Here is a 22,949-nt window from a genome sequence, read left to right as displayed (position 1 = left end):
TGCTCCTGGGTGTCGGTCGAAGGAAAGCGGCCGACGCGCATGACTGGCTCCGCGGCGAGGGAGCCGGCCTTTAGAGGCCCTCGCCGCGGCAGCTAAGAAGGAGCCCGCGCAGCATGCGAATCACGCTACCAGACGTCTCGGCGTGGACCGGTCGAAATCTCACATGCTGAGAGCGTCGGGGACGAGCACGCTCAGGCAGGTGACGCAGCCCTCCAGTTTCTCGAACTCCGAGATGTCGACCGCGACCACGGCGAGACCGCGCTTCTCCAGCAGTTCGGCGGTGCGCGGCGCGGAGGCCGCCATCAGGACCGTGTCCCCGTCCAGCGGCACGACGTGCGCGCCCGCCTCCTCCGGCGGCACCAGCAGGCCGGGCAGGCGGGCGTGCGCGGGGTCGCCGATGAGGGTGCCGTCGGGCAGCGCGGTGACGGCGGACTTGAGGTGGAGCACGCCGGACAGCTCGACCGGCACCACCTGCCTTTCGGGCAGCAGCGCGGCGAGCTGGGCGATGCCGTGGTCGTCGGTGCGGGCCGACCTGCCGACGTACACGGTGTCGCCGGTCTGCAGGACGTCGCCGCCGTCGAGCGTGCCCGGCCGCGTGATCCGTACCGTGTTCAGCCCGAGGCCCCGTACGGCCTGCTCGACGGAGTCCACCTCGGGACGCCGCTCCGGCGCGCCCGGCCTGGTCAGTACGGCGAGCCGGCCGGACACCACGACCGCGTCCTCCACGAACGGGGCGTCGGGCAGGTCGTCGGCGGGCGGGGCGTGCTCCGGGCGCCAGCCGGCGGCGGCGAGGGCGGTGACGTAGGCGGCGTGCTGCTCGGCGGCGAGTTCGCGGTCGACGGGCTCGCGCGGGATGTTCGTGACGATGCCCTCGGCGATGCGGGGGCCGGGCTTCCTTACCAGGGCGAGACCAGCCATAGGGCGTGTTCTATCACGTGGGAGTTAGAGTCCCCCTATGCGGGACGACGAGATTCTGGACCGGATCAAGGCGCTGGTCGACGAGGAGCACGGCCTGCGCACCAGGCTGATGGCGGGCGAGCTGGCCACGGACGAGGAGAACGCCCGGGTCAACGAGCTGGAGGCGGCGCTCGACCAGTGCTGGGACCTGCTGCGGCAGCGGCGCGCCCGGCGCGGCGCGGGCGACGACCCCGACGGCGCGTCGAGCCGTCCGGCGAGCCAGGTGGAGAACTACCGTCAGTAAAACCGTTCGCGTGGGCGGACGAGGTGCGCTTGTCTGGTGCCGTGCTGATCCAGCGGATCGAGTCGGGTGACCGGGCCACCGGGCTCTACGAGACGTACGTGGCGAGCATGGCGGGGATTCCCGGGCCTCTGTGGTCGCGGACCCGGTTCGGCGCTTACCTGCTGGAGGGGTCGCCGGGGTCGCGGGCCGAGGCGTGGGCCGTGGTCGAGGACGGCCGGGTCGTCGCGGGCTACGCGCTGGGCCTCCCTCGATACGACAACACCCACCTCGCCACCCTGTTCACGCTGGCGGTCCACCCCGAGCGGCAGCGCCGGGGGCTGGGCACCGCGCTGCTGGACCACGCCGCCGGCCGGGCGCGGGCCGGCGGCCGCGATCTGCTGATCGGCGGCGCCACGCTCGTCGGCGGCCCGGGGTCCGCCTTCGCCGCCGCCCGCGGCTGCTCGGTGGCCGTCACGCAGGCGCGCAGCGTGCTCGACCTGGGAGAAGCCGGTTGGGACGGGCTCGCCCGCATGATGCCCGAGTCCGGCGGCTACCTGCTGGAGCGCTGGACGGGCCCGGCCGGCGACGACCTGCTGCCCGCGCTGGCGGCGGTGCTCGACGGCATGAACGACGCGCCGCGCGACGCGGGCGTGGAGGCCAAGCGGCTGCCGGTCGACCGGATACGCGCCACCGAGGAGCGGATGCGGCGGGACGGCGAAGACTGTTACAGCATGCTCGCCCGGCGCGCCTCCGACGGCGCGCCCGCCGGGATCACCCGCATTTACCTGGACGCCGGCCGCGCGAGCCGCTGGGGTCACCAGGGCGACACGACGGTGCTCAAGGAGCACCGCGGCCACCGGCTCGGCCTGCTGCTCAAGCTGTCCAACCTGTTCTGGCTGCGCGAGAGCGAGCCGCGGATCGACCGGATCGTCACCTGGAACGCCACCACGAACCGGCACATGCTGGCGATCAACGAGGCCATGGGCTTCGAGGTGCTCGACGAGTGGTACGAGTGGCGGCTTCCGCTATGACCGGGTCTGTCCGCGGGCGCGGCAGAATGGGTGATGTGACGGAACGGACGGCGCTTCTTCGCATCGCCCCGGAGCTGCTGCTGTTCCTGCCCGCGAGCCGGCGGGAGCCGCAGCGGCCCATCGTCACCGACGGGTCGTCGACGCTGGGTCACCACGTGGAGTCCGCCGGCGTCCCGCTGACCGAGGTGGGGCCGATGACGGCCGGCGGGCGCGCGGTGACGCCGGCGTACGTGCCGCGGCCGGGAGACGTGCTGGAGGTCGCGGCCGTGCCGCGGCCGCAGGCGCTGCCGGAGGAGCGGTTCCTGCTGGACGTGCACCTGGGGACGCTGGCCAGGCGGTTGCGGCTGCTCGGGCTCGACACCGCCTACCACAACGACATGGACGACCCGTCGCTGGTGGCGCAGGCGAACGCGGAGCGGCGGGTGCTGCTCACCCAGGACCGCGGGCTGCTGCGCCGCCGGGCGCTGTGGCTGGGCGCGTACGTGCGCGGGTCCCGTCCTGACGACCAGCTGCGTGACCTGCTGGAACGGTTCGCGCCGCCGCTGCGGCCGTGGACGCGGTGCACGGCCTGCAACGGTGAGCTGGTGGCGGTGTCCAAGGGCGAGGTGGCGCCGCTGCTGGAGGCGGGCACGCAGCGCAACTACGACGCGTACGGGCGGTGCCGCGAGTGCGGCCAGGTCTACTGGCACGGCGCCCACGGCGGGCGGCTGGACGAGATCGTCGAGTCGGCCCGCCGGTGGGCGGCGGGGTGACGGTCACACCGCGAGGAGCCGGTGGACGTCCTCGCCGTGCAGGTCCCCGGCGTCGCCGGTGCGCACGACCTGGCCGGCGTCGAGGATGACGAACCGGTCGGCCAGCCGGACCGCTATGTCGAGATACTGCTCGACGAGGAGCACGGCGAGCCCGGAGGCGTGCAGGCGTTCGATGGCCTCTTCGATCTCCAGGATGATCGACGGCTGGATGCCCTCGGTGGGCTCGTCGAGGATGAGCAGCCGGGGCCGGGTGACGAGCACGCGGGCGATGGCGAGCTGCTGCTGCTGGCCGCCGGACAGGTGCCCGGCCCGGCGTTTGAGCAGCGGCTTGAGCCCGGGGAAGAGGTCGAGCGCCGAGTCGACGGACTCCTTGCCGGTCCTGGCCGCCTCCATGGTCACCAGCAGGTTGCCCAGCACGGACAGCTGGGGGAAGCACTGGTGGCCCTGCGGAACGTACCCCATGCCGAGCCGGGCCCGCTCGTGGGTGGGCAGCCGGGTGACGTCGCGGCCGTCGAAGGTGACGGCGCCGGACGTCGCGGGCAGCACGCCCATGATGGTGTTGAGCAGCGTCGTCTTGCCGACGCCGTTGCGTCCCATGACGCAGACGAGCTGCCCGGGGCCGACGTCGAGCGAGACGCCGAACAGCACCCGGGCCCTGCCGTAGCCGGATTCGAGCTCACTTGCCGACAGCATCGCTGGGCCTCCTCCCCAGGTAGACCTCCTGCACCCGCGGGTCGGCGCTGACCTGCTCCACCGACCCCTCGACGAGCACCCTGCCCTCGTGCAGCACCGTCACGGCCGAGGCGTGCCGGCGCAGGAACTCCATGTCGTGCTCCACCACGATCACCGTGTGGTCGTCGGCGATCTCGGTGAGCAACTGCCCCGTACGGTCCCGTTCATCCTTGGACATGCCGGCGACGGGCTCGTCCAGGAGGAGCAGGCGGGGCCGCTGTGCCAGCAGCATGCCTATCTCCAGCCACTGGCGCTGGCCGTGGGAGAGAACGCCGGCTGAACGGCCGGCGAGCGGTTCGAGTCCGGTCCTGGCCAGCGCCTCCGCGACGGCGTCCGACACGCCTCGCCGCCGCCCGGCCAGCGACCACAGCGGTTTCCTGAAGCAGGCGGCCAGGTCGAGGTTCTCCAAGACGGTGAGCTCCTCGAAGACGACCGAGGTCTGGAAGGTGCGGCCGACGCCGAGCCGGACGATCTGGTGCTCCTTCCGGCCGACCAGGTCGTACCCGCCGAACCTGACCCGCCCGGCTGCGGGCCTCGTCAGGCCGGTGATCACGTCGATGAGCGTGGTCTTGCCGGCGCCGTTGGGGCCGATGAGGAAGCGCAGCTCACCGTCGGCGACGGTGAGGTCCACGCCGTCGAGGGCGTGGAAGCCGTCGAAGACCACCCGCACGTCACGCAGTTCGAGCACGGCGCAACCTCCCCAGAATGCCGGCGATGCCCTTCGGCGCCAGCGTCATGACCAGGATGAACAGCGCGCCCTGGAGGTAGAGCCAGCCGTTGGCGAACTGCTCGCTGAACGTGGTCTGGGCGTAGCCCATGACGACCGCGCCGAGCACCGCCCCGGCCAGCACCTGCCGGCCGCCGACGGCGACCGCGACGACCAGTTCCAGGGACGGGACGACGCCGAGCAGGGCGGGCGAGATGATGCCGACGACCGGGACGAACAGGGCTCCGGCGAGCCCGGCCAGCCCGGCGGAGACGGCGAAGGTGACGGTCTTGATCAGGGCGGGGTCGTACCCGAGGAAGCGCACCCGGTCCTCGCCGTCGCGGACGGCGACCAGCAGCCTGCCGAACCTGCTGTTCACGAGCTGCCGGGTGGCCAGGTAGAGCACCCCGAGCACGCCCGCGACCACCAGGTACAGCATCCGCTGGGTGGAGTCGTCGGCCAGGTCGGCGCCGAACAGCTCGAAGAAGTTCGTCATGCCGTTGGTGCCGCCGGTCAGCCCTTGCTGCCCGACGAGCAGGATGACCATGGCGGCGGCGAGCGCCTGGGTGAGGATCGCGAAGTACGCGCCCCGTACCCGCTGCCTGAAGACCAGCGTGCCGAGCACGACCGCGAGCAGCACCGGCCCGGCCACCGCCATGGTCAGCGCGAACACCGGATTGGCGAACGGCGCCCAGAGCGCGGGCAGCTCCTCCACGCCGCTCCACACCATGAAGTCGGGCAGGCCGCCGCCGCTCTCGCTGAGCTTGAGGTACATGGCCATCGCGTAGCCGCCGAGGCCGAAGAAGACGCCCTGGCCGAGGGTGAGCATGCCGCCCTGCCCCCAGGCCAGCCCGATGCCGAGCGCCACGATCGCGTAGCAGAGGTACTTGGCGAGCAGGCTCAGCCGGAACGGCTCCAGCAGCAGCGGGGCGGCGACCAGGGCGATCACCGCGATGGCGGCGAACGGCAGGTTCCTCTTGATCATGTCAGCGCCCTCGATCTCAGGGCGACCAGCCCTTGCGGCCGCACCTGCAGGAAGCCGATGACGGCCGCGAACACGAGCACCTTGGCCAGGCTCGCGTCGGACCAGAACTCGGCGTACGAGTTGAGCAGCCCCAGCCCGACGGCGGCGAGCACGGCCCCGCGCAGCTGCCCGAGCCCGCCCGCGACCACCACCAGGAAGGCGTCGACGATGTAGTAGGTGCCGAGCGCGGGCCCGACGGGGCCGATGAGGGTGAGCGCCACCCCGGCCAGCCCGGCCAGCCCGGAGCCGATGAAGAAGGTCAGCATGTCCACCCGGCCGGGGTCGATGCCGCTGGTGGCGGCCAGCCGCCGGTTCTGCACGACCGCCTGCGTGCGCCGTCCCAGTTTGGTACGGGTGAGGTACAGCCAGATGCCGGCCACGCCCGCGACGGCGAGCGCCATGATGAACAGGCGGTTGTACGGGAGGATGCCGATGCCGCCGGACAGCCACGACGGCGCGGGCACCTGCACGTTCGGCGCGCCGAACAGGTCGCGGGCGAGCTGTTGCAGCACCAGGCTGACGCCCCAGGTGAGCAGCAGCGTGTCGAGCGGCCTGCCGTAGAAGTGGCGGATGGCGCCGCGCTCCAGCGCCAGGCCCATGAGCCCGGCGACCACGAACGCCGCGGGCAGCGCGAGCAGCAGGTCCTGGAGCAGGAAGGCGGTGTACGCGCCCGCCATGATGAACTCGCCGTGCGCCATGTTGATCACGCCCATCTGGCCGAACGTGACCGTCAGCCCGAGCGCCACCAGGAGCAGCACGGCCGCGATGGACAGCCCGATGGGGAGCTGGTTGACGACGGCCGTCATCACTCCTCCGCCAGCCCGCCGGCCCAGGAGTACCCCTTGAGGTACGGGTCGGGCTTGATCGGCTCGCCGGAGTCCCACACCTGCTCGATCAGGCCGTCGGGGCGGATGACGCCGATGCGGGCGGTCTTGTACAGGTGCTGGTTCTCGCCGTCGATGGTGACCAGGCCCTCGGGGCGTTCCAGGGCGATCCCGCCGGCCGCCTTCTTGACGGCCTCGACCTCGGTCGTGCCCGCCTTCTTGACCGCCTCGGCCCACAGGTGGACGGCGTTGTAGCCGGCCTGCATCGGGTCGCTGGTGACCTTGTCCTCGCCGTACGCGGCCTTGAACGCCTTGACGAACGCCTGGTTGGCCGGGGTGTCGGTGGTCTGGTAGTAGTTCCAGGCGACCGGGTGGCCGGCGATGTTGTCCACGCCGATGCCCTTGACCTCCTCCTCGGCGACGCTCACCGACAGCACCGGCATCGCCTCGGCGCTCACGCCGGCGCTCTTGAGCTGCTTGAAGAAGGCGACGTTGGAGTCTCCGTTGAGCGTGTTGAAGACGGCGTCCGGCCCGGCCTGGACCACCTTGTTGACGAGGGTGGAGTACTCGGTGTGGCCCAGCGGGGTGTACTCCTCGCCGAGCACCTGCATCCCGTTCGCGGCCGCGTACGCTTTGATGATCTTGTTGGCGGTGCGCGGGAAGACGTAGTCGCTGCCGACGAGGAAGATCTTCTTCTTGCCCTGCTCCTTCAGGTAGTCGAGGCCGGGGATGATCTGCTGGTTGGTGGTGGCGCCGGTGTAGAAGATGTTCGGGGAGCTCTCCAGGCCTTCGTACTGCACCGGATACCAGAGCAGCGACTTGTAACGTTCGAAGACCGGCAGCATGGCCTTGCGGCTGGCCGACGTCCAGCCGCCGAACACGGTGGCCACCTTGTCCTGCCTGATCAGCTTGGTCGCCTTCTCGGCGAAGGTCGGCCAGTCGGACGCGCCGTCCTCGACGACCGGGACCAGCTTCTTGCCGAGGACTCCGCCCGCCTGGTTGATCTCCTCGATGGCGAGCAGTTCGGCGTCCCGTACGGTGACCTCGCTGATGGCCATGGTGCCGCTGAGCGAGTGGAGGACGCCGACCTTGATCTCGTCCTGGGCGTCGGCGGAGGAGCCGGACCCGGACGGCGGCGACCCGCAGGCCGCGAGGGTGGTGAGGAGAAGCGCGGAGACGAGGGCGCGGGGGGTTCGCACCAGCAGTTCCTTCCTGCCGACCTGCCATTGGAAGAAAGGTGACTCCCTCGCGTGTCACGGATAGATCCCGCGTGTTAATTGCCGATTGCCACGCCCTCACCGGAACGCGGGTGTTCGTCATCTGGGCCGCTCGGCAACGGAAACCGGTACGACATGCCCCGGCAACACCCGGGAAACGGCCGGTTCCTATGGTCCGGGCCATGCGGCTAACCCCACACGAGCAGGAACGCCTGCTCATCCACGTCGCCGCCGGGGTGGCGCGTGACCGCCAGGCTCGCGGCCTGCGGCTCAACCACCCGGAGGCCACCGCGGTCATCGCGTCGTTCCTGATGGAAGGGGCCAGGGACGGCCGGACGGTGGCCGAGCTGATGGAGTCGGGGCGCTCGGTGCTGCGCCGGGACGAGGTCATGGAGGGCGTACCGGAGATGCTCGACAGCGTGCAGATCGAGGCCACCTTCCCCGACGGCACCAAGCTCGTCACCGTGCACAGGCCGATCCCGTGATCCCGGGCGAGTACGCGCACCCCGAGGGCGCCATCCCGCTGAACCCGGGCCGGGCGCGGGTGACGGTGCGGGTCGTGAACACCGCGGATCGGCCCGTACAGGTCGGCTCCCACTACCATTTCGCGGCTGTGAACCCGGGGCTGGACTTCGACCGGGAGGCCGCGTGGGGGATGCGGCTGGACGTGCCCGCGGGCACCGCGGTCAGGTTCGAGCCGGGCGTGGCGCGCGACGTCACGCTGGTCCCGCTGGCCGGCCGCCGGATCGTGCCGGGGCTGCGGCCCGAGCGGGCGGGGGCGCTCGATGGCTGAGCTCTCCCGCGCCCGCTACGCCGCGCTCTACGGCCCGACCACCGGCGACCGCGTGCGGCTGGCCGACACCGACCTGTTCATCGAGGTCACCGAGGACCGCTCGATGGGCCCGGCGGGGGCGGGCGACGAGGCCGTGTTCGGCGGCGGCAAGGTCATCCGCGAGTCGATGGGCCAGTCCAGGGCCACCCGCGCCGAGGGCGCCGCCGACCTGGTCATCACCGGCGCGGTGATCCTCGACCACTGGGGCGTGGTCAAGGCCGACGTCGGCGTCGTCGGCGGCCGCATCACGGCCATCGGCAAGGCCGGCAACCCCGACACCATGGACGGCGTCGACATCGTCATCGGCCCGTCCACCGAGATCCTGGCCGGCAACGGCAAGATCCTCACCGCGGGCGCGGTCGACTCCCACGTGCACCTCATCTGCCCGCAGATCCTGGACGAGGCCATCGGCTCGGGCGTCACCACCGTGATCGGCGGCGGCACCGGCCCCGTCGAGGGCACCAAGGCCACCACCGTCACCCCGACCTGGTATCTGGAGCGGATGCTGGAGTCGCTCGACTCCTATCCGCTCAACTTCGCGCTGCTCGGCAAGGGCAACACGGTCAGCTCGGAAGGGCTGCTGGAGCAGCTCAAGGCCGGCGCGTCCGGCTTCAAGCTGCACGAGGACTGGGGCACCACGCCCGCCGCCATCGACGCGTGCCTCACCGTGGCCGACGCGACGGGCGTGCAGGTGACGATCCACACCGACACGCTGAACGAGGCCGGCTTCGTCGAGTCGACGCTGGCGGCGATCGGCGGCCGGGCGATCCACGCCTACCACACCGAGGGCGCGGGCGGCGGGCACGCGCCCGACATCATCCGCGTCGCCTCCCACGGCAACGTGCTGCCGTCGTCGACCAACCCGACCCGGCCGCACACCGTCAACACCCTGGACGAGCACCTCGACATGCTCATGGTGTGCCACCACCTCAACCCGGCCATCCCGGAGGACCTGGCGTTCGCCGAGTCGAGGATCAGGCCCACCACGATGGCGGCCGAGGACATCTTGCACGACCTCGGCGCGATCTCCATCATCGGCTCCGACTCGCAGGCCATGGGCCGCATCGGCGAGACCGTGATCCGCACCTGGCAGACGGCGCACGTGATGAAGGCCCGCCGGGGCAAGCTCGGCGACGGCCCCGCCGACAACCTGCGGGCCCGCCGTTACGTCGCCAAGTACACGATCTGCCCGGCGGTGGCGCACGGGCTGGACGCCGAGCTGGGCTCGGTGGAGCCGGGCAAGCTGGCCGACCTGGTGCTGTGGGACCCGGCGTTCTTCGCGGTCAAGCCGACGCTGGTGCTCAAGGGCGGGGTGGTCGCCTGGGCCCAGATGGGCGACGCGAACGCCTCGATCCCGACGCCGCAGCCGGTGCTGCCACGGCCCATGTTCGGCGCCGTCCCGGTGACGGCCGCCGCCACGTCGCTGCACTTCGTGGCGCCGCTCGCGCTGGAGACCGGACTCGCCGACCGGCTCGCGACGCGCCGCCGGCTCGTCCCCGTGGCCGACGTACGCCGGCGGGGCAAGGACGCGATGCCGCTCAACGACGCCCTGCCGCGCATCGACGTGGCGCCGGACACGTTCGAGGTACGCATCGACGGCGAACCCGTCGAGCCCGCTCCCGCCCCGGCCCTGCCGCTGGCCCAGCGCTACTTCCTGTTCTGATGCACCCGGCGATCCTCCTCCTCACCGACTCCCGCCTCCCGGCCGGCGGCCACGCCCACTCCGGCGGGGTCGAGCAGGCGGTCGCCCTGGGGCTGGTCCACGACCTCCCGTCCCTGTCGTCGTTCCTCCGGGGCCGCCTCCACACCGCCGGCGCCCTCGCCGCCACCCTCGCCACCGCCGCCTGCACCTTCGCCGCCTCCCCCGTACGCGGTGATTTTCGCCCAGACGTACCACGCCCGCCAGACGGATCCCCTCCTGCGGGATGCCCCTCGCACCCGGGAGACCTTGTCCGCGGAGAGGCCGGCCCTCACCCCACGGTCAGCGGCCCCAGCCCTGTGCGGGGCGAAGTCCCATCGGGCGGCTCCCCTTGTTCGGGGGACGGCACCGTACGGAAGGGCCCGTCGCGGGGATCCCCTTGCTCGGCGAGCGGCACCGTACGGGGAGATGGGGTTTCGCCGGTCGGTGGGGTGCGCTTCTCCTGGGAGTTGCTGGACGCAGAGGCCGATGCGCGGACGGCGTCGCCCGCGCAGCGGGAGGCCGCGCGGTTGCAGGGGAGGCTGCTGCTGCGGGTGGCGCGGCGACTGTGGCCGTCACCGGTGCTCGACGAGCTGGCCCAGGAGGTCCCGAGCCCGCACCACCCGATCGCTCTCGGCGCGGCGGCGCACGCGGCGGGAGCCACACCCGGGGACGCCGCACTGGCGGCGGCCTATCACGCGATCACCGGCCCGGCCACGGCGGCGGTGCGCCTGCTCGGCCTCGACCCGGTGGCCGTGCACGGCATCCTCGCCGACCTCACACCCGACCTGACCGCCCTCGCCGAACCAGCCAGAACCAAGTTCCCCCAGCCGAACGCGACCACCCATCCCAAGCCGCCTGGGACGAAGACTCCCGAACCGACCGACACCGGGCTCCTCCGGCCGCACGACATCACCCAGCCCGAACCAGGTGCGACAGAGATAGCCGAACCTGCGGGTTCGAGGCTCCCCCAGCCGCAGGAGACCACCCAGCCCAAACCGGGCGCGATGGAGACTCCCGAACCGGCCGATGCCAAGCTCCCCAAGCCGAACGGGACCGCTCGTCACGAACCGGACGCGACGGGGACTCTCAAGCAGGCCGAGGCCGGGCTTCCTGAACCGCGCGGGATCGGAACTACCCAGCTTTCCAAGGCCGGGCTTCACGAGCGGGGCGGGATCGGGACTCCCGAGCCACCCGAGGCCGGGCTTCACGAGCCGGGCGGGATCGGGACTTTCCTGCCCTCCACGGCGGGGCTTCACGAACCCGGTCGGTTCGGGGCTGCTGAGGTGGACGGGGTGGGGGTCCCTGGGGTGGACGGGTGTGCGTCGATGTGCGCGCCTTCCGTGAGCGCCAGCCAGCCGGCGCGAGGAGGCTGTGGATGTTCCGAGCTGGCCGGATACTCCGCTGATCCGGGGGTGGAGGAGGGCGGATGGGCGGCGCTGGGGGCGCCGTCCGCGCCAGGACTGGACCTGCTGGCCGAGCGGCACGCGCACGCGACGGTCAGGCTTTTCGTCTCATAAGGAGGAACCCCGCGACATGGGCGCCAACCACGACGACCACCATCACGCCCCCGACGGCCACGGCAGGGCGCTGCGGCTCGGGGTCGGCGGTCCCGTCGGCAGCGGCAAGACGGCCCTGGTGGCCGCGCTGTGCCGGGCCCTCGGTCCGTCACTGCAGCTCGGCGTGGTGACCAACGACATCTACACCACGGAGGACGCCGACTTCCTGCGGAGGGCAGGCGTGCTCGACGAAGAGCGCATCGCCGCCGTCGAGACCGGCTGCTGCCCGCACACCGCCATCCGCGACGACATCGCCGCCAACCTGGACGCCGTGGAGACGCTCGAACACCGCTTCGGCCCGCTCGACCTGGTCATCGTGGAGAGCGGCGGTGACAACCTGACGGCGACGTTCAGCCGAGGGCTGGCCGACCGGCAGATCTTCGTCCTGGACGTGTCCGGCGGGGACAAGGTGCCGCGCAAGGGCGGTCCCGGCGTCACCGCGGCCGACCTGCTGGTGGTCAACAAGACGGACCTGGCCCCGATGGTGGGCGCGGACCTGGGCGTCATGGACCGGGACGCGGCGGCGGTGCGCGGCGGCAGGCCGGTGCTGTTCACCTCGGTCAGGCAGGAACCCGCCGTGGCCGAGGTGGCCGCCTGGGTGACGGACCAGGTCAAGTCCTGGCGCCACGAGTACGCCTGACATGCGCGCCAGAGCCGCCATCGCCACGACCCTGGCAGCCAGACCGTCCACCCACCGAGCCACACCGGAACCATCCCACGATCCAGCCTTCGGCTCGGCGGCGGAACCACCTCCTGACCAAACCACCTGCTCGGCCGCGGCGAGACCGTCCCACGACCAACCCACCCCGACAGCGAACCCATCCCACAACCGATTCAGCCTGACGGCGTTCGGAACACCCCACGACCGCCCCTCGACGGTAGTGGGTTCGTCCCACGGCCGAACTGCGGGATCGTACGGTGGGCGGGGCGGGCCGGTGGGGAGTAGGACCGTGATCTCGTTGTTGCGTTCCGATCCTCCGTTGACGTTGCGGCAGACCGGGGAGGCGGCCGTGCATCTGGTCTCCACGGCGGCCGGGCCTCTGGGGGGTGACGACCTGGCGCTCGATCTGGTCGTCGCGGCGGGTACCACGCTGGAGGTGGGGTCGGTGGCGAGCACGCTCGTCCTGCCGGGGCGGGGCGAGTCGTCGATGCTGATCACCGCCGTGGTGGGCGAGGGGGCGACGCTCCGGTTCACGCCGGAGCCGACCGTGCTGGCCACCGGGTGTTCCCATCGCATGTCCGTACGGCTCAAGCTCGCGCCGGGCGCGCGGGTGCTGTGGCGGGAGGAGATCATCTTTGGGCGGTACGGGGAGCGGCCGGGACGCTGCCATACCCGCTTCGACGCCACGGTCGGCGGGCGGCCGCTGCTGAGGCAGGAGTTCACCGTGGGAGAGGAGGCGCTGGACTCCTCCCCCGCCGTCTTCGGCGGCGCCGCCTGCGTGGGCACGACGCTCATCACGGGCCCGGCCGCCCCGCCGGAGGCCCTGGTGGCGGATGGCGTCGCCGTGCTGCCCCTGGCCGGGCCGGGCACGCTGGTGTCCGCGCTGGCCGCCGACGCGGTCGAACTGCGCGCCAGGCTGCGCTGGGGCGAGTCCACCGTGATCAACGGCCCACATCAGGATCAGGCCCCCGAGGAAGGCCGACCACGAAACATCAAAAGACACGACACCCCGGGAGGACCCACGAACACACCCGCCCACGACGCCCAACCGCGGTGACCTCACAAACAGGCCACACCCCAAGAAAGCCCGCCACAAGGACACCCGGGCACGATGCTCCGCAGAGAAGAGCAACCGCGAGCGCACCCGCCGGAGACCACCCGTAGAGACCCCCAAAAAGCCGACCACGAGCGACACCCGCCCGTGACGTCCCATGAGGGCCGGTTGTGGAGATGTTCCGGGGAAGCCCGGGAAGAGGGCGGTCGGGATGGTGCCTGACGGTGACGAGTGGGTGGCGGTGGATGGTGCGGGTGCCCGGTGCGGCTTATCGTGATCGTGTGGCCGAAGCCAGGGCGGGCAGCCGCGGCTACGCGGCGGGGATCACGCTGGCCGGGGCGGTGCTGGCGTTGTGCGCGGTGCTGCCGTGGTCGGGGGTGCGGGCCAGCAGCGCCATCATCGGCGGCGCGATCACCGGCGACACGCGCGGCATCGACGACCTGCTCGGCGTCTACGCCCTGCTCGCCGGGGTGGCGGCGATCGGCTGCGGCATCACCGGGATGCTGGCCCGGCCGAGGCTCGCGGCCGTGGCGGCGGTGCCGGGGGCGCTGGCGATGCTGGCGCTGGTGATGTTCGTGTCCTCCCCGCGCGGCCCGGCCGACCGGGTCTCGCTCGACGTGGGCGAGCTGCTCTCGGTCGAGCCGGTGATCCGCTACGGCTGGTACGCGGCGCTGGCGTCGGCGTTCGCGGTGGTCCTGCTGGCCGTCCTGACGCTGGTCCGCCGCGTGTGAAGCCGCGGGTGACGCCGGTTCAGGCGACCTTGGTCTCGGAGATGATCGTCCGCTTGACGAGGCGGTCGCCGTCCATCCAGTGCCAGGTGCGGCACTTGTGCCTGCCGTCGCGGGACAGCTGGATGAGCTCGTACAGGTAGTTGTCGGGGTCGTCCTTGTACGACCACGTCAGCACGATCGTCAGGTCGTCCACCTGGCTCATCTCGCCGGTGATCCGCTCGGTGTCGAAGTAGGCGATCTCGTTCTCCACGCGCCCGCCGAAGTCGAACACCTCCTGGCGGCCGTCGTCCCAGGTGTAGGTGTTGGTCTGGATGAAGCTGAACGAGCCGTCCTCGGGGATCCTGCAGTACAGGTGGGAGGCGTGCCGGTCGACGATCTTGCCATCGGCGTCGACGTGGATGTACTCCCCACGCCACTCTCCGAGGTGCTTGTCCATGATCGGCATTCCGGGAACTCCTGCGCGCATGATTCCTCCTGGTCACAGCGGCGGTTGACAGGTAGATGGCGGCGAGCTTAGCGTGACAACTAGCCAAAATGGAACACTGTTCCGCAAACAGGAACAGCCTCGCTCCCCGGAGGGCATGTGACCGAGAACGACCGAGAGCCACTGGTCGAGGGGATCACCGCCGCGATCGTCGGCGTCACCGACTTCGGCCCGCACCTCGAACTCTTCCGCGACGTGCTGGGCTACGAGGTGGCCGGCGAGGGCGTGGTGCCCGGGTCGGTCGCCGGCCCGCTGTGGGGGTCGGGCCCCGCGGACGTCGAGGTGATGGCGCTGGCCGCGGCCGGGGCCGGCACCGGGCGGATCCACCTGGTGCGCGTGCCGGAGCCGCTCGCCCCCGCACAGCCGCCGCACAACCTCGACGTCGGCCTGGTCGGCATCGACATGTACGCCCGCGACATCGAGGCCGCGCACGCGGGCTTCGCCGCCTCCGGCCGCGTCTGGACCACCGCGCCGACCACGTACGGCGTCAGCGTCGGGGACCGCGAGGTGCAGGTCACGCAGGGCGTCTGCCCGGCGCCGGACGGCACGGTCGTGGTGTTCGTGCAGCCGGCCGCGGTCCGCGGCACCGAGGCGTGGGCCGCCGACCCCGCGCGCCCCTACACCGAGCTGACCTCCGTCGTCTGCCACGTGCCCGACCCCGACTCCGAGGTCGCGTTCTGGGGCCCTGACGGCCTGGGCATGGCCGTCTGGTACGACGTGGTCTTCTCCGCCCCCGGCTTCGACGAGGTGGCCGGCCTGCCGCCGGGCACCGAGATGCGGCTGGCGTTCCTGGCCGGGGAGAAGACCGCCAGGATCGAGGTCACCAGCGCCGCCACCGAGCACCGCGTGGACCGGCGGGCCACCCAGCGCCCGGCCCGCTCGCTGGGCCACAGCGGCTGGTCGGTGCGGACCCGGGACCTGGAGGCCGCGCTGGAGAGCGTCCGCGCGACCGGCGGCACGGTGACGGCCTCCCCCGCCGAGACCGACGACCCGCTGCACGGGCGCGCCCTGGTGGCCGCCGCCGACACCCCGAACGGCATCGCCGTCACCCTCTGGCAGCCACGCGGCTGACCGTCCCCACTCCGACGTAAGGAAGAGACCATGCCCGTCCTCCGTGGAGGCGCCCCCCTGTCGATCGCGGGCGGGGTGCGCGAGTTCGCCCGCGCCACCCCCTCGGCGACCGCGGTGATCGACGGGGAACGCACCCTCACCTACGCCGCGCTCGACGAGCGCGCCAACCGCCTGGCGTGCGCGCTGCTGGCCCGGGGCCTGACGACCGGCGACCGGGTGGCGGTGCTGCTCGGCAACCGGCTGGAGTACCCCGAGATCGCCGCGGGCGTCGCCAAGGCGGGCCTGGTGATGGTGCCGCTGAACCCGAGGCTCACGGCGGGCGAGGCCCGCTACATCCTGGAGCACTCGGGCAGTCGCGCGATCGTCCTGGACGACGCCTGCGCCGCCACGGTGGGCGACGCGATCGAGGAGCTGCGGCTGACGGCGCTGTCCATCGACGGCGCGCAGGCCGGGCGGCCGTACGAGGAGGAGCTGGCCGCGGCCCGCGCGGCCGATCCCGGGGTGCGGGTGGACGAGCTCGACCCGTTCTGCATCACCTACACCTCCGGCACGACCGGGCGGCCCAAGGGCGTGGTGATCAGTCATCGCAGCCGGTCGCTCACGTTCTACTGCTCGGCACTGGAGTGGGGGCTGGGCGCCGGCCGGGTGTCGGTGGCGGTGGCCCCGATGTACCACGGGGCCGGGTTCGCCTTCGGGTACGCCCCGGTCTACACCGGCGGCACCGTCACCATGCTCCGCAAATGGGACCCGGAGGCGCTGCTGCACCTGGTGGAGCGGGACCGGGCGCGGTCGGTGTTCCTGGTGCCGACCCACGCGCAGATGCTCCGTACGATGGACGACGGCAAGCTCGCCGGCCACGACCTGAGCAGCCTCGACACGCTCTACTTCAACGCCGCCGCGCTGCCCTGGACGCTGAAGCAGTGGGTCATGGAGACGTTCCCCGCGTGCGGCGTGCACGAGCTGTACGGGTCCACGGAGGCCGGCATCGTGACCAACCTGCGCCCGGTGGACCAGCACCGCAAGCCGGGCTCGGTGGGCCACGCCTGGTACATGACGGAGCTGCGGGTGGTGGACCCGTCGGGTGCGCCGGCCAGCCCCGGCCAGCCGGGCGAGCTGTTCAGCCGCTCCCCCTTCCTGATGAACGGCTACCACGACGACCCGGCGGCCACCGCCGCGTGCACGACCGAGGACGGCTTCCTGACCTGCGGCGACATCGTCGTCCGGGACGAGGAGGGCTACGTGCACGTCGTGGACCGCAAGAAGGACATGATCATCTCGGGCGGCCTGAACGTCTACCCACGCGAGATCGAGGACGTGCTGGCCACGCACGGGGCGGTCGCCGAGGCGGCGGTCGTCGGTTCCCCGTCCGAGCGGTGGGGCGAGGAGGTCATGGCCTACGTCGTGCTGCGCCGCGGCGTCGAGGCCGCGCCCGAGAGCCTCTTCCCCGAGCTGGAGGCGCACTGCCGGACGGGCCTGGCGGGCTACAAGGTCCCCAGGCGGTGGCAGGTCGTCACCGAGCTGCCCAGGAACGCGGCCGGCAAGATCGTCAAGCGGGACCTGAAGGCGCAGGCGGGAGCCTCCTAGGCCCTTGACCCGCAATACATCAGACAATTACTCTCGAATCAACTGAAGAAACAACGTTTCGCATACCGGAACAATCGGCTTCACGGTCGGTGGAAGGACAACCAAGTGCGCCCGCATGTCGAGCTGATCCAAGAAGATGACTACGTCTGGCACGGCGCCGAGCTGGTCGGCGGGGAAGGACGGGCCAGCGAGCGACGCCTGTCGGTGGACGAGGAGGACGGCTCCTCGTCGCTGCGGGTCGACTTCCACACCGACTGGGGCCGCGGCCCGGGCATCCACCACGCCAACACCGAGTACTACGTGCTCGAAGGCTCGATGACGTACGGCGGCCGTCAGATCGGCAAGGGCGGATACGTGTACGCGCCGAAGGGCGTGCCGGCCGACGCGATCACGTTCGCCGAGGGCACCCGCATCCTGCACTACCGCGAGTACGGCGACGCCGGCTTCGACGCCGTCGACTCGCTCGCCGCCCCGCGCTGGGCGGACGCCCGCGAGGACGTCATCGTCATCGACAGCGACGCCATGCAGTGGGACGCGGTGCCGAACCCCGGCCCGATGCCCGGCCTGTTCATCAAGTATCTGCACGTCGACCCGGTGACCGGCTTCTACACCCGGCTGGTGCACGCCCAGGAGGGCTGGGCCGACCACCGCCTGGCCCACCACCCGTGCTACGAGGAGGCGTACACCACCCAGGGCCACATGGAGTACAACTTCGGCACCCTGGACCTCGGCACCTACTTCTTCCGCCCGGCGCGGGTCAAGCACGGCCACTTCACCTCGATGGAGGGCGGTGCGACCTGGCTGCTGCGCTCCGACGGCGAGCTGTTCAACTGGTACACCCAGAACGAGTGGGTGCGCTGGGGCGGCGAGGGCATCAACTACGGCCCCGGCGGCGGCGCCATGCGCTGGTCACAGTCCTCCCACGAGCTCGGCGGCGAGTCCCGGCGCAGCGACGAGGACATGGAGATGCTTCGGGCGTCGCTGGAGTACGCGCGCAGCCAGGGCGCCGACGAGGGCGACGTCGTGGAGCACGGCCTCGGCACCGACGCCAGCCTGATCGCCATCGCCAAGGCCCTCGACACCGCCCGGCTGCAGGGCGGCCACGGCGACCACGACCATGACCATGACCACAGTCATGACCACGACCACGGGGTCCCGGAGGCCGACTGGGGCGCGGCCCCGGCCGACCTGGAGCACCCCGACCAGCGCACCGACGAGCACGCGCACAACTGGGGCGCGGGCCGCGTCTGGAAGCAGGGCGACCCCATCCCCGCGCCGATCCTCTCCAGCCTGCCCGTGCGCAGCCGCTCGCGCGGCCGCTGGGACGGCGACGGCATGTAGTCACGCCTGACACCTCATGAATCACCGTGGCCGGGTCCCGAGGGGCCCGGCCACACGCACTCCTACGGAGACTCACTCATGATCCTCGCCGCGCCCATCGAACCGGTTCATGGGCTCAACGCCTACAGTTTGGCGATCTTCCTGCACATCGTCCTGTTCGTGTACTGGCTGGGCAGCGACATCGGCGTCTTCTACTCCAGCCGCTTCATCCTCAAGTCCGACCTGCCCACCCCGGCCCGGTCGGTGGCCGCCAAGATCATGCACGCGGTCGACATGGCGCCGCGCATCTGCCTGGTGCTGTTCCTGCCCAGCGGCGTGACGCTGATGGCGCTCGGGCCGTTCGCCGAGGACTACTTCCCCTGGTGGTTCGTCGTCCTCGTCTGGGTGGCCGCGCTGTGCTGGCTGGTGCTGGTCGTCTACGACTACACCAAGGGCGCCACCGCGCTCGGCCGGATCGTGCAGCGGCTCGACCTGGTCGTCCGGTACGGCCTGGTGGTCGTGCTGGTCGGCATCGGCTCGTACATGATGGTCGTGCCGGAGCCGTTCGGCGTCCAGACGAACCCGAAGTGGCTGGGCGCCAAGCTCGCCGCCTACGGGCTCTGCATCCTCGCCGGCGTGATGATCCGCTGGCGGCTGAAGCCGTTCGGGCCGGCGTTCGGCAAGCTGGTCGCCGAGGGTTCGACGCCGGAGGTCGAAGCCAGGATCCGCACGTCCGTGCAGACGTGCCTGCCGTACGTGTACGCGATCTGGTTCCTGGTGCTCCTGGCGGCCTTCCTCGGCGTCGTCAAGCCCGGCACCACCGCCTTCGGCTGACCGGGACCCGTACAGAACAGAACGTCCGGCACGGGCCTCGCTGGCCCGTGCCGGACGTTCGTCGTCGGGTGTGTCAGGCGGACTCTCGGAGCTGTCCCAGGTAGGCGGCCTGGACGCGGGGGTCGTCGCGCAGCTCGGCCGCGGTGCCCTCCAGCCCCACCGTCCCGTGGTCGAGAACGTAGCCGCGGTCGGCGAGCCGCAGCGCGGTGCTGGCCTGCTGCTCGACGAGCAGGATGGTGAGCCCGCGCTCCTCGTGCAGCCGCTTGAGATAGCCGAACAGCTCGATGACCTTCAGCGGCGCCAGCCCCAGCGACGGCTCGTCCAGCATGAGCAGGCGCGGGTCGCCCATCAGGGCGCGGGCGACCGCGAGCATCTGCGCCTCGCCGCCCGAGAGCGTGCCGGCGAGCTGGGTGCTCCGCTCGGCCAGCCGCGGGAACAGCTCCAGCATCTCCTCACGCCGCCGCTCGGTCTCGGCGCGCTTGCGCCGCACCGGGAAGGCGCCCAGGGTGAGGTTCTCCATGACGGTGTGCTCGGGGAAGATCTGCCGGCCCTCGGGCACGTGGCCGAGCCCGAGGGCGGGCCGCTTCCAGCCGGGCACCTTGGCCAGGTCCTTCCCGGCGAACGTGATCCGCCCCGCCACGAGCTTGAGCAGCCCGGAGACGCACTTCATGGTCGTGGTCTTGCCCGACCCGTTGGGGCCGAGCAGGACGACGAACTCGCCCTCGTCGACGTGCAGGTCGAGCCCGTCGAGGGCGCGCACGCCGCCGTAGGCGGCGCCCAGCCCCGACAGTTCCAGCAGTCTGCTCACGACTCGTCTCCCATGAGGTCCGGGCGGCCGAGATACGCCTCGAGGACCGCCGCCGAGTTGCGCACCCGTTCCGGGTTGCCCTGCTCGATCACCTTGCCGCTCTCCAGGACGGTGATCTCGTCGCAGAGGTTCATCACGAAGTCCACGTTGTGCTCGATCAGCACGACGGCCAGCCCACGCTCGCGCAGCGCCCGGCAGAGCCTGGCCAGGGCGTCCAGCTCGCCGGTCGTCAGGCCGGTGGCGGGCTCGTCCAGGATGAGCACCTTGGGCCGGCTGGCCACCGCGCGGACGACCTCCAGCAGGCGCTTCTGACCGTGCGAAAGGGACGAGGCGAGCCAGTCGGCGCGGGAGGCGAGCCCGGCGAAGGCCAGCAGCTCCAGCGCCTCCTTCCGCTCGACCTCGTCCTGGCGGCGGTAGGACGGCGAGCGGAGCACGGCGCCGAGCCAGCTGTAGGACTCGCGCGTCCGCATGCCGGTGAGCACGTTGTCGAGCACGCTGACCCGCTCGAACAGGTGCGGGACCTGGAAGACCCGGGTGACCCCGGCCCGCGCCACGCCGTGCGCGGTCGCGGCGGCCTCCTCGCCGAACACCTTCACGGTGCCGGCGTCGATCTTGTGATAGCGGGTCAGGCAGGACACCAGCGTGGACTTGCCGGACCCGTTGGGCCCGATGATGCCGTGCACGGTGCCGGGCATGATGCGCACGTCCACGCCGTCGAGCGCGTGCACGCCGCCGAAGTGCTTGACGATGCCGGTGCCTTCCAGCGCGGGCACGTCCGGCTGGGCGTCGCGCAGCTCGGGCACCACGTCGGGCACCTGTTCGGGCAGCTCCTCGTCCCTGGCCTCGGTCACCCGGTCGCGGCCGAAGCGCGAGTTCTTCCAGGTGCCGACGATGCCGCCGGGGATCAGCATCATGGCGGCCAGCAGCAGCAGGCCGAGGACGAGGGTGGTGTAGCGGGCCTGGTCCTTGATCAGCTCGACGATCAGGGCGATGAACCCGACGCCGATGATCGGCCCGGCCAGGGTGGCGCTGCCGCCGAGGAAGAGGCCGACGAAGAAGATGATGCCGTTGTCGAGCAGGCCGACGTCCGGGTTGATGAACCCGAGCTGCAGCGCGTACAGGGCTCCGGACAGGCCCGCCATGCCGCCGCAGATGCCGAACAGCAGGAGCTTGGCCCGGTTCGGCGAGATGCCCATGGCGGAGGCGGTGTCGGAGGACTCGCGCACGGCCATCGAGGCGCGGCCGACGCCGCTGCGCACGAGGTTGCGCTGCACGATGTAGGCCAGGACGAGGAAGCCCAGCACCACGTAATAGAAGACCTCCTTGGGCATGATCTCGCCTCCGGCAGCGGGCGCGATGCCGCTGATGCCGACGATGCCGCCGGTGACCGGCTCCCATTCGCGGCCGACCTCGACCACGATGAGGTTGGCGGCCAGGGTGATCATGCCGAAGTACAGGTACGTGGCCCGCAGGCTGACCGCCAGCACCATGAGGGCGATAACGGTACCGACGGCGGTCGAGGCCACGATGCCGAGCAGCCACGAGCCGCTCGCCTTGACCACGATGTAGCCGGTGGCGTAGCCGCCCGCCAGTTGCAGGCCGCTGTGGAGCATCGACAGCAGCCCGCCGTACCCCATGCACAGGTTGAGGGAGATCGTCAGGATCGCGCTGATGCCGGCCGAGGCGACCAGCCCGTTGTAGTACGAGGCGTTGTAGCTGTAGTAGTCGGTGATGTACGGCCAGGCGAGCAGCACGGCGACGGCCACGATCGTCAGCCCGGCCAGGGCCACGGTGCGCCATCGGTGGTAGCCCGCGGAGTCGAAGAAGGAGCCGCCGCGCCCGCCGGCGCGGGCGGGGGTCGTTTCCACCGTTGCCATCAGTGCGCCTCCATGGGCTTGCCGAAGAGTCCGGACGGGAAGATGACGAGGATCACGGCGAGGGCGGCGAAGACGGCGAAGTTGCCGATGGAGCCGCCGACCAGGCTGCGCACGATCGTGTCGAGCAGGCCGACGATCATGCCGCCGATGAGCGCGCCGCGGGGCGACCCGACGCCGCCGATGACCGCGGCGGTGAAGCCCTTGATGGTGAACACCAGGCCGGCCGCCGGGGCCACGAAGATCACGGGAGCGGCGAGCAGGCCGGCGACGGCGCTGATCACGGCCGCGATGACGAAGGAGAGCACCACGATGCGCTGCACGGGGATGCCCATCAGCACCGAGGTGTCGGAGCTGTGGGCGGTGGCCCGGATCGCCCTGCCGTAGGCGGAGCGGCGCAGGAACTGGTCGTAGAGCCCCATGACGGCCAGCGCGGCGACGATGGTCAGCAGTTCCTGCCACTGGATGGTCATCCCGGCGACCTCGAACCCGCCGGGGATGATCGGGCTGGGTCTCAGGGCGTCGACGTCGAAGTAGCCCAGGTTGAACACCGACTGGAAGATCAGCGCCGCGGCCAGCGTCGCGATGATCCAGGCGTTGCGCGATCCGGACAGCTTGATGGGCAGGGTGATCATGCGTTCCATGAGCACGCCCATGACGCAGGCCAGCACGATGGTCAGGCCGATCGCCGCGGCCCAGCCCAGCTTCTCCAGCGCGACGATCTGGTAGGCCACGGCGGCGCCGAGGATCAGCGCCTCGCCCTGAGCGAAGTTCATGATCCGGGTCGGCTGGAAGACGATCGCCAGGGCGAGTGCGACCAGGGCGTAGATGGAACCGGCGAACAGCCCATCGATGATGGCCTCGGGGCTCATCAGCACCGCTCCTCGGGGGTGTTACGGGTAGTGCCAGAGTCGTTCCACAAAACGAAACAGCGTTTCAACGGAAAAAGCTAGGGGTCGCCCAAGAACCCTGTCAATAGGTCTGATGTTTGAG

Annotated in this window: 25 protein-coding genes; 14 read left to right on the top strand and 11 right to left on the bottom strand. The window is 71.3% G+C overall.

Features of this window, described 5'->3' with window-relative positions; genetic code table 11:
* Window positions 1-159 precede the first annotated feature (159 nt).
* Window positions 160-918 (bottom strand): dimethylargininase, encoded by a 759-nt coding sequence (gene ddaH / locus ABD999_RS26495; protein ID WP_271277777.1) that lies wholly within the window; start codon window positions 916-918, stop codon window positions 160-162.
* 37 nt (window positions 919-955) lie between these two features.
* Here ddaH and ABD999_RS26490 point away from each other — a divergent pair, with 37 nt between their 5' ends.
* From ABD999_RS26490 to ABD999_RS26480, 3 genes are read left to right on the top strand one after another with little or no spacing between them, the layout of a single operon-like run.
* Window positions 956-1,201, top strand: a complete 246-nt coding sequence (locus ABD999_RS26490; RefSeq protein WP_271277778.1) for a DUF2630 family protein — start codon at window positions 956-958, stop codon at window positions 1,199-1,201.
* A 29-nt stretch (window positions 1,202-1,230) separates the two neighbouring features.
* Window positions 1,231-2,211, top strand: coding sequence for a GNAT family N-acetyltransferase (locus ABD999_RS26485; RefSeq protein ID WP_271277779.1), 981 nt, complete (start codon window positions 1,231-1,233; stop codon window positions 2,209-2,211).
* 35 nt (window positions 2,212-2,246) lie between these two features.
* Window positions 2,247-2,963 carry a Mut7-C RNAse domain-containing protein gene (locus tag ABD999_RS26480; RefSeq protein WP_271277780.1) on the top strand — a complete coding sequence of 239 codons (717 nt, stop codon included), beginning with the start codon at window positions 2,247-2,249 and terminating at the stop codon, window positions 2,961-2,963.
* A 3-nt stretch (window positions 2,964-2,966) separates the two neighbouring features.
* On the opposite strand, the gene urtE is transcribed toward ABD999_RS26480, so the two are convergent.
* From urtE to urtA, 5 genes are read right to left on the bottom strand one after another with little or no spacing between them, the layout of a single operon-like run.
* Window positions 2,967-3,656 (bottom strand): urea ABC transporter ATP-binding subunit UrtE, encoded by a 690-nt coding sequence (gene urtE / locus ABD999_RS26475; protein ID WP_271277781.1) that lies wholly within the window; start codon window positions 3,654-3,656, stop codon window positions 2,967-2,969.
* Complete coding sequence (gene urtD, locus ABD999_RS26470) at window positions 3,640-4,383, bottom strand: urea ABC transporter ATP-binding protein UrtD (RefSeq protein WP_148033433.1); 744 nt, start codon at window positions 4,381-4,383, stop codon at window positions 3,640-3,642. Before urtD ends, urtE begins: the two co-directional genes overlap by 17 nt.
* Window positions 4,367-5,386, bottom strand: a complete 1,020-nt coding sequence (urtC, locus tag ABD999_RS26465) for an urea ABC transporter permease subunit UrtC (RefSeq protein ID WP_271277782.1) — start codon at window positions 5,384-5,386, stop codon at window positions 4,367-4,369. The genes urtD and urtC overlap by 17 nt, the downstream gene beginning before the upstream one ends.
* On the bottom strand, window positions 5,383-6,231 hold the full coding sequence (gene urtB, locus ABD999_RS26460; RefSeq protein WP_148033435.1) for an urea ABC transporter permease subunit UrtB: 849 nt from the start codon (window positions 6,229-6,231) through the stop codon (window positions 5,383-5,385). Before urtB ends, urtC begins: the two co-directional genes overlap by 4 nt.
* Window positions 6,231-7,448 carry an urea ABC transporter substrate-binding protein gene (gene urtA / locus ABD999_RS26455; RefSeq protein WP_219549205.1) on the bottom strand — a complete coding sequence of 406 codons (1,218 nt, stop codon included), beginning with the start codon at window positions 7,446-7,448 and terminating at the stop codon, window positions 6,231-6,233. Before urtA ends, urtB begins: the two co-directional genes overlap by 1 nt.
* Before the next feature lie 200 nt (window positions 7,449-7,648).
* Here urtA and ABD999_RS26450 point away from each other — a divergent pair, with 200 nt between their 5' ends.
* Genes ABD999_RS26450 through ABD999_RS26440 form a run of 3 tightly spaced genes read left to right on the top strand, consistent with a single transcriptional unit; the run spans window position 7,649 to window position 9,961 of the window.
* A complete protein-coding gene (locus ABD999_RS26450) occupies window positions 7,649-7,951 on the top strand; it encodes an urease subunit gamma (protein WP_148033436.1) in 303 nt (100 codons plus the stop codon).
* Complete coding sequence (locus ABD999_RS26445) at window positions 7,948-8,259, top strand: urease subunit beta (RefSeq protein ID WP_148033437.1); 312 nt, start codon at window positions 7,948-7,950, stop codon at window positions 8,257-8,259. The genes ABD999_RS26450 and ABD999_RS26445 overlap by 4 nt, the downstream gene beginning before the upstream one ends.
* Window positions 8,252-9,961 (top strand): urease subunit alpha, encoded by a 1,710-nt coding sequence (locus ABD999_RS26440; protein WP_271277783.1) that lies wholly within the window; start codon window positions 8,252-8,254, stop codon window positions 9,959-9,961. The genes ABD999_RS26445 and ABD999_RS26440 overlap by 8 nt, the downstream gene beginning before the upstream one ends.
* Here the strand turns inward: ABD999_RS26440 and ABD999_RS26435 are convergent.
* Window positions 9,946-10,236, bottom strand: a complete 291-nt coding sequence (locus ABD999_RS26435) for a hypothetical protein (protein ID WP_271277784.1) — start codon at window positions 10,234-10,236, stop codon at window positions 9,946-9,948. The genes ABD999_RS26440 and ABD999_RS26435 overlap by 16 nt on opposite strands.
* A 210-nt stretch (window positions 10,237-10,446) precedes the next feature.
* On the opposite strand from ABD999_RS26435, the gene ABD999_RS26430 reads away from it, so the two are divergent.
* From ABD999_RS26430 to ABD999_RS26415, 4 genes are all read left to right on the top strand, one after another.
* Window positions 10,447-11,496, top strand: coding sequence for an urease accessory UreF family protein (locus ABD999_RS26430; RefSeq protein WP_271277785.1), 1,050 nt, complete (start codon window positions 10,447-10,449; stop codon window positions 11,494-11,496).
* A gap of 16 nt (window positions 11,497-11,512) precedes the next feature.
* Window positions 11,513-12,175 carry an urease accessory protein UreG gene (gene ureG, locus ABD999_RS26425; protein WP_148033440.1) on the top strand — a complete coding sequence of 221 codons (663 nt, stop codon included), beginning with the start codon at window positions 11,513-11,515 and terminating at the stop codon, window positions 12,173-12,175.
* A gap of 340 nt (window positions 12,176-12,515) precedes the next feature.
* Window positions 12,516-13,253: an urease accessory protein UreD gene (locus tag ABD999_RS26420; RefSeq protein WP_271277786.1), complete on the top strand. Its 738-nt coding sequence runs from the start codon at window positions 12,516-12,518 to the stop codon at window positions 13,251-13,253.
* Between the two features lie 278 nt (window positions 13,254-13,531).
* Complete coding sequence (locus ABD999_RS26415) at window positions 13,532-13,981, top strand: hypothetical protein (RefSeq protein WP_271277787.1); 450 nt, start codon at window positions 13,532-13,534, stop codon at window positions 13,979-13,981.
* Between the two features lie 19 nt (window positions 13,982-14,000).
* On the opposite strand, the gene ABD999_RS26410 is transcribed toward ABD999_RS26415, so the two are convergent.
* Entirely contained in the window at window positions 14,001-14,447 is a 447-nt protein-coding gene (locus tag ABD999_RS26410) for a hypothetical protein (RefSeq protein ID WP_219549195.1), read from the bottom strand.
* A 117-nt stretch (window positions 14,448-14,564) separates the two neighbouring features.
* On the opposite strand from ABD999_RS26410, the gene ABD999_RS26405 reads away from it, so the two are divergent.
* The 4 genes from ABD999_RS26405 to ABD999_RS26390 all read left to right on the top strand — a co-directional run bounded on the left by ABD999_RS26405 (window position 14,565) and on the right by ABD999_RS26390 (window position 19,274).
* Window positions 14,565-15,536 (top strand): VOC family protein, encoded by a 972-nt coding sequence (locus tag ABD999_RS26405; protein ID WP_271277788.1) that lies wholly within the window; start codon window positions 14,565-14,567, stop codon window positions 15,534-15,536.
* A gap of 30 nt (window positions 15,537-15,566) precedes the next feature.
* Entirely contained in the window at window positions 15,567-17,120 is a 1,554-nt protein-coding gene (locus tag ABD999_RS26400; protein ID WP_271277789.1) for a class I adenylate-forming enzyme family protein, read from the top strand.
* 105 nt (window positions 17,121-17,225) lie between these two features.
* Window positions 17,226-18,461: a DUF4437 domain-containing protein gene (locus ABD999_RS26395; RefSeq protein WP_271277790.1), complete on the top strand. Its 1,236-nt coding sequence runs from the start codon at window positions 17,226-17,228 to the stop codon at window positions 18,459-18,461.
* A gap of 78 nt (window positions 18,462-18,539) precedes the next feature.
* Entirely contained in the window at window positions 18,540-19,274 is a 735-nt protein-coding gene (locus ABD999_RS26390; protein WP_271277791.1) for a hypothetical protein, read from the top strand.
* Window positions 19,275-19,347: 73 nt separating this feature from the next.
* On the opposite strand, the gene ABD999_RS26385 is transcribed toward ABD999_RS26390, so the two are convergent.
* The 3 genes from ABD999_RS26385 to ABD999_RS26375 are packed head-to-tail and all read right to left on the bottom strand — an operon-like array spanning window position 19,348 to window position 22,828.
* Complete coding sequence (locus ABD999_RS26385; RefSeq protein WP_271280143.1) at window positions 19,348-20,082, bottom strand: ABC transporter ATP-binding protein; 735 nt, start codon at window positions 20,080-20,082, stop codon at window positions 19,348-19,350.
* The gene (locus ABD999_RS26380) at window positions 20,079-21,959 is read right to left on the bottom strand and encodes a branched-chain amino acid ABC transporter ATP-binding protein/permease (protein WP_271280144.1); all 1,881 of its coding nucleotides are present in this window, start codon (window positions 21,957-21,959) and stop codon (window positions 20,079-20,081) included. The genes ABD999_RS26385 and ABD999_RS26380 overlap by 4 nt, the downstream gene beginning before the upstream one ends.
* Complete coding sequence (locus ABD999_RS26375) at window positions 21,959-22,828, bottom strand: branched-chain amino acid ABC transporter permease (protein ID WP_219549186.1); 870 nt, start codon at window positions 22,826-22,828, stop codon at window positions 21,959-21,961. The genes ABD999_RS26380 and ABD999_RS26375 overlap by 1 nt, the downstream gene beginning before the upstream one ends.
* Window positions 22,829-22,949 lie beyond the last annotated feature (121 nt).

The sequence above is a fragment of the Nonomuraea ferruginea genome (assembly GCF_039540635.1).
GTDB classification, from domain to species: Bacteria; Actinomycetota; Actinomycetes; order Streptosporangiales; family Streptosporangiaceae; genus Nonomuraea; species Nonomuraea ferruginea.
The sequence above is the reverse complement of the archived record's forward strand: the minus strand, read 5'-3'. Positions and strand labels throughout refer to the sequence as shown.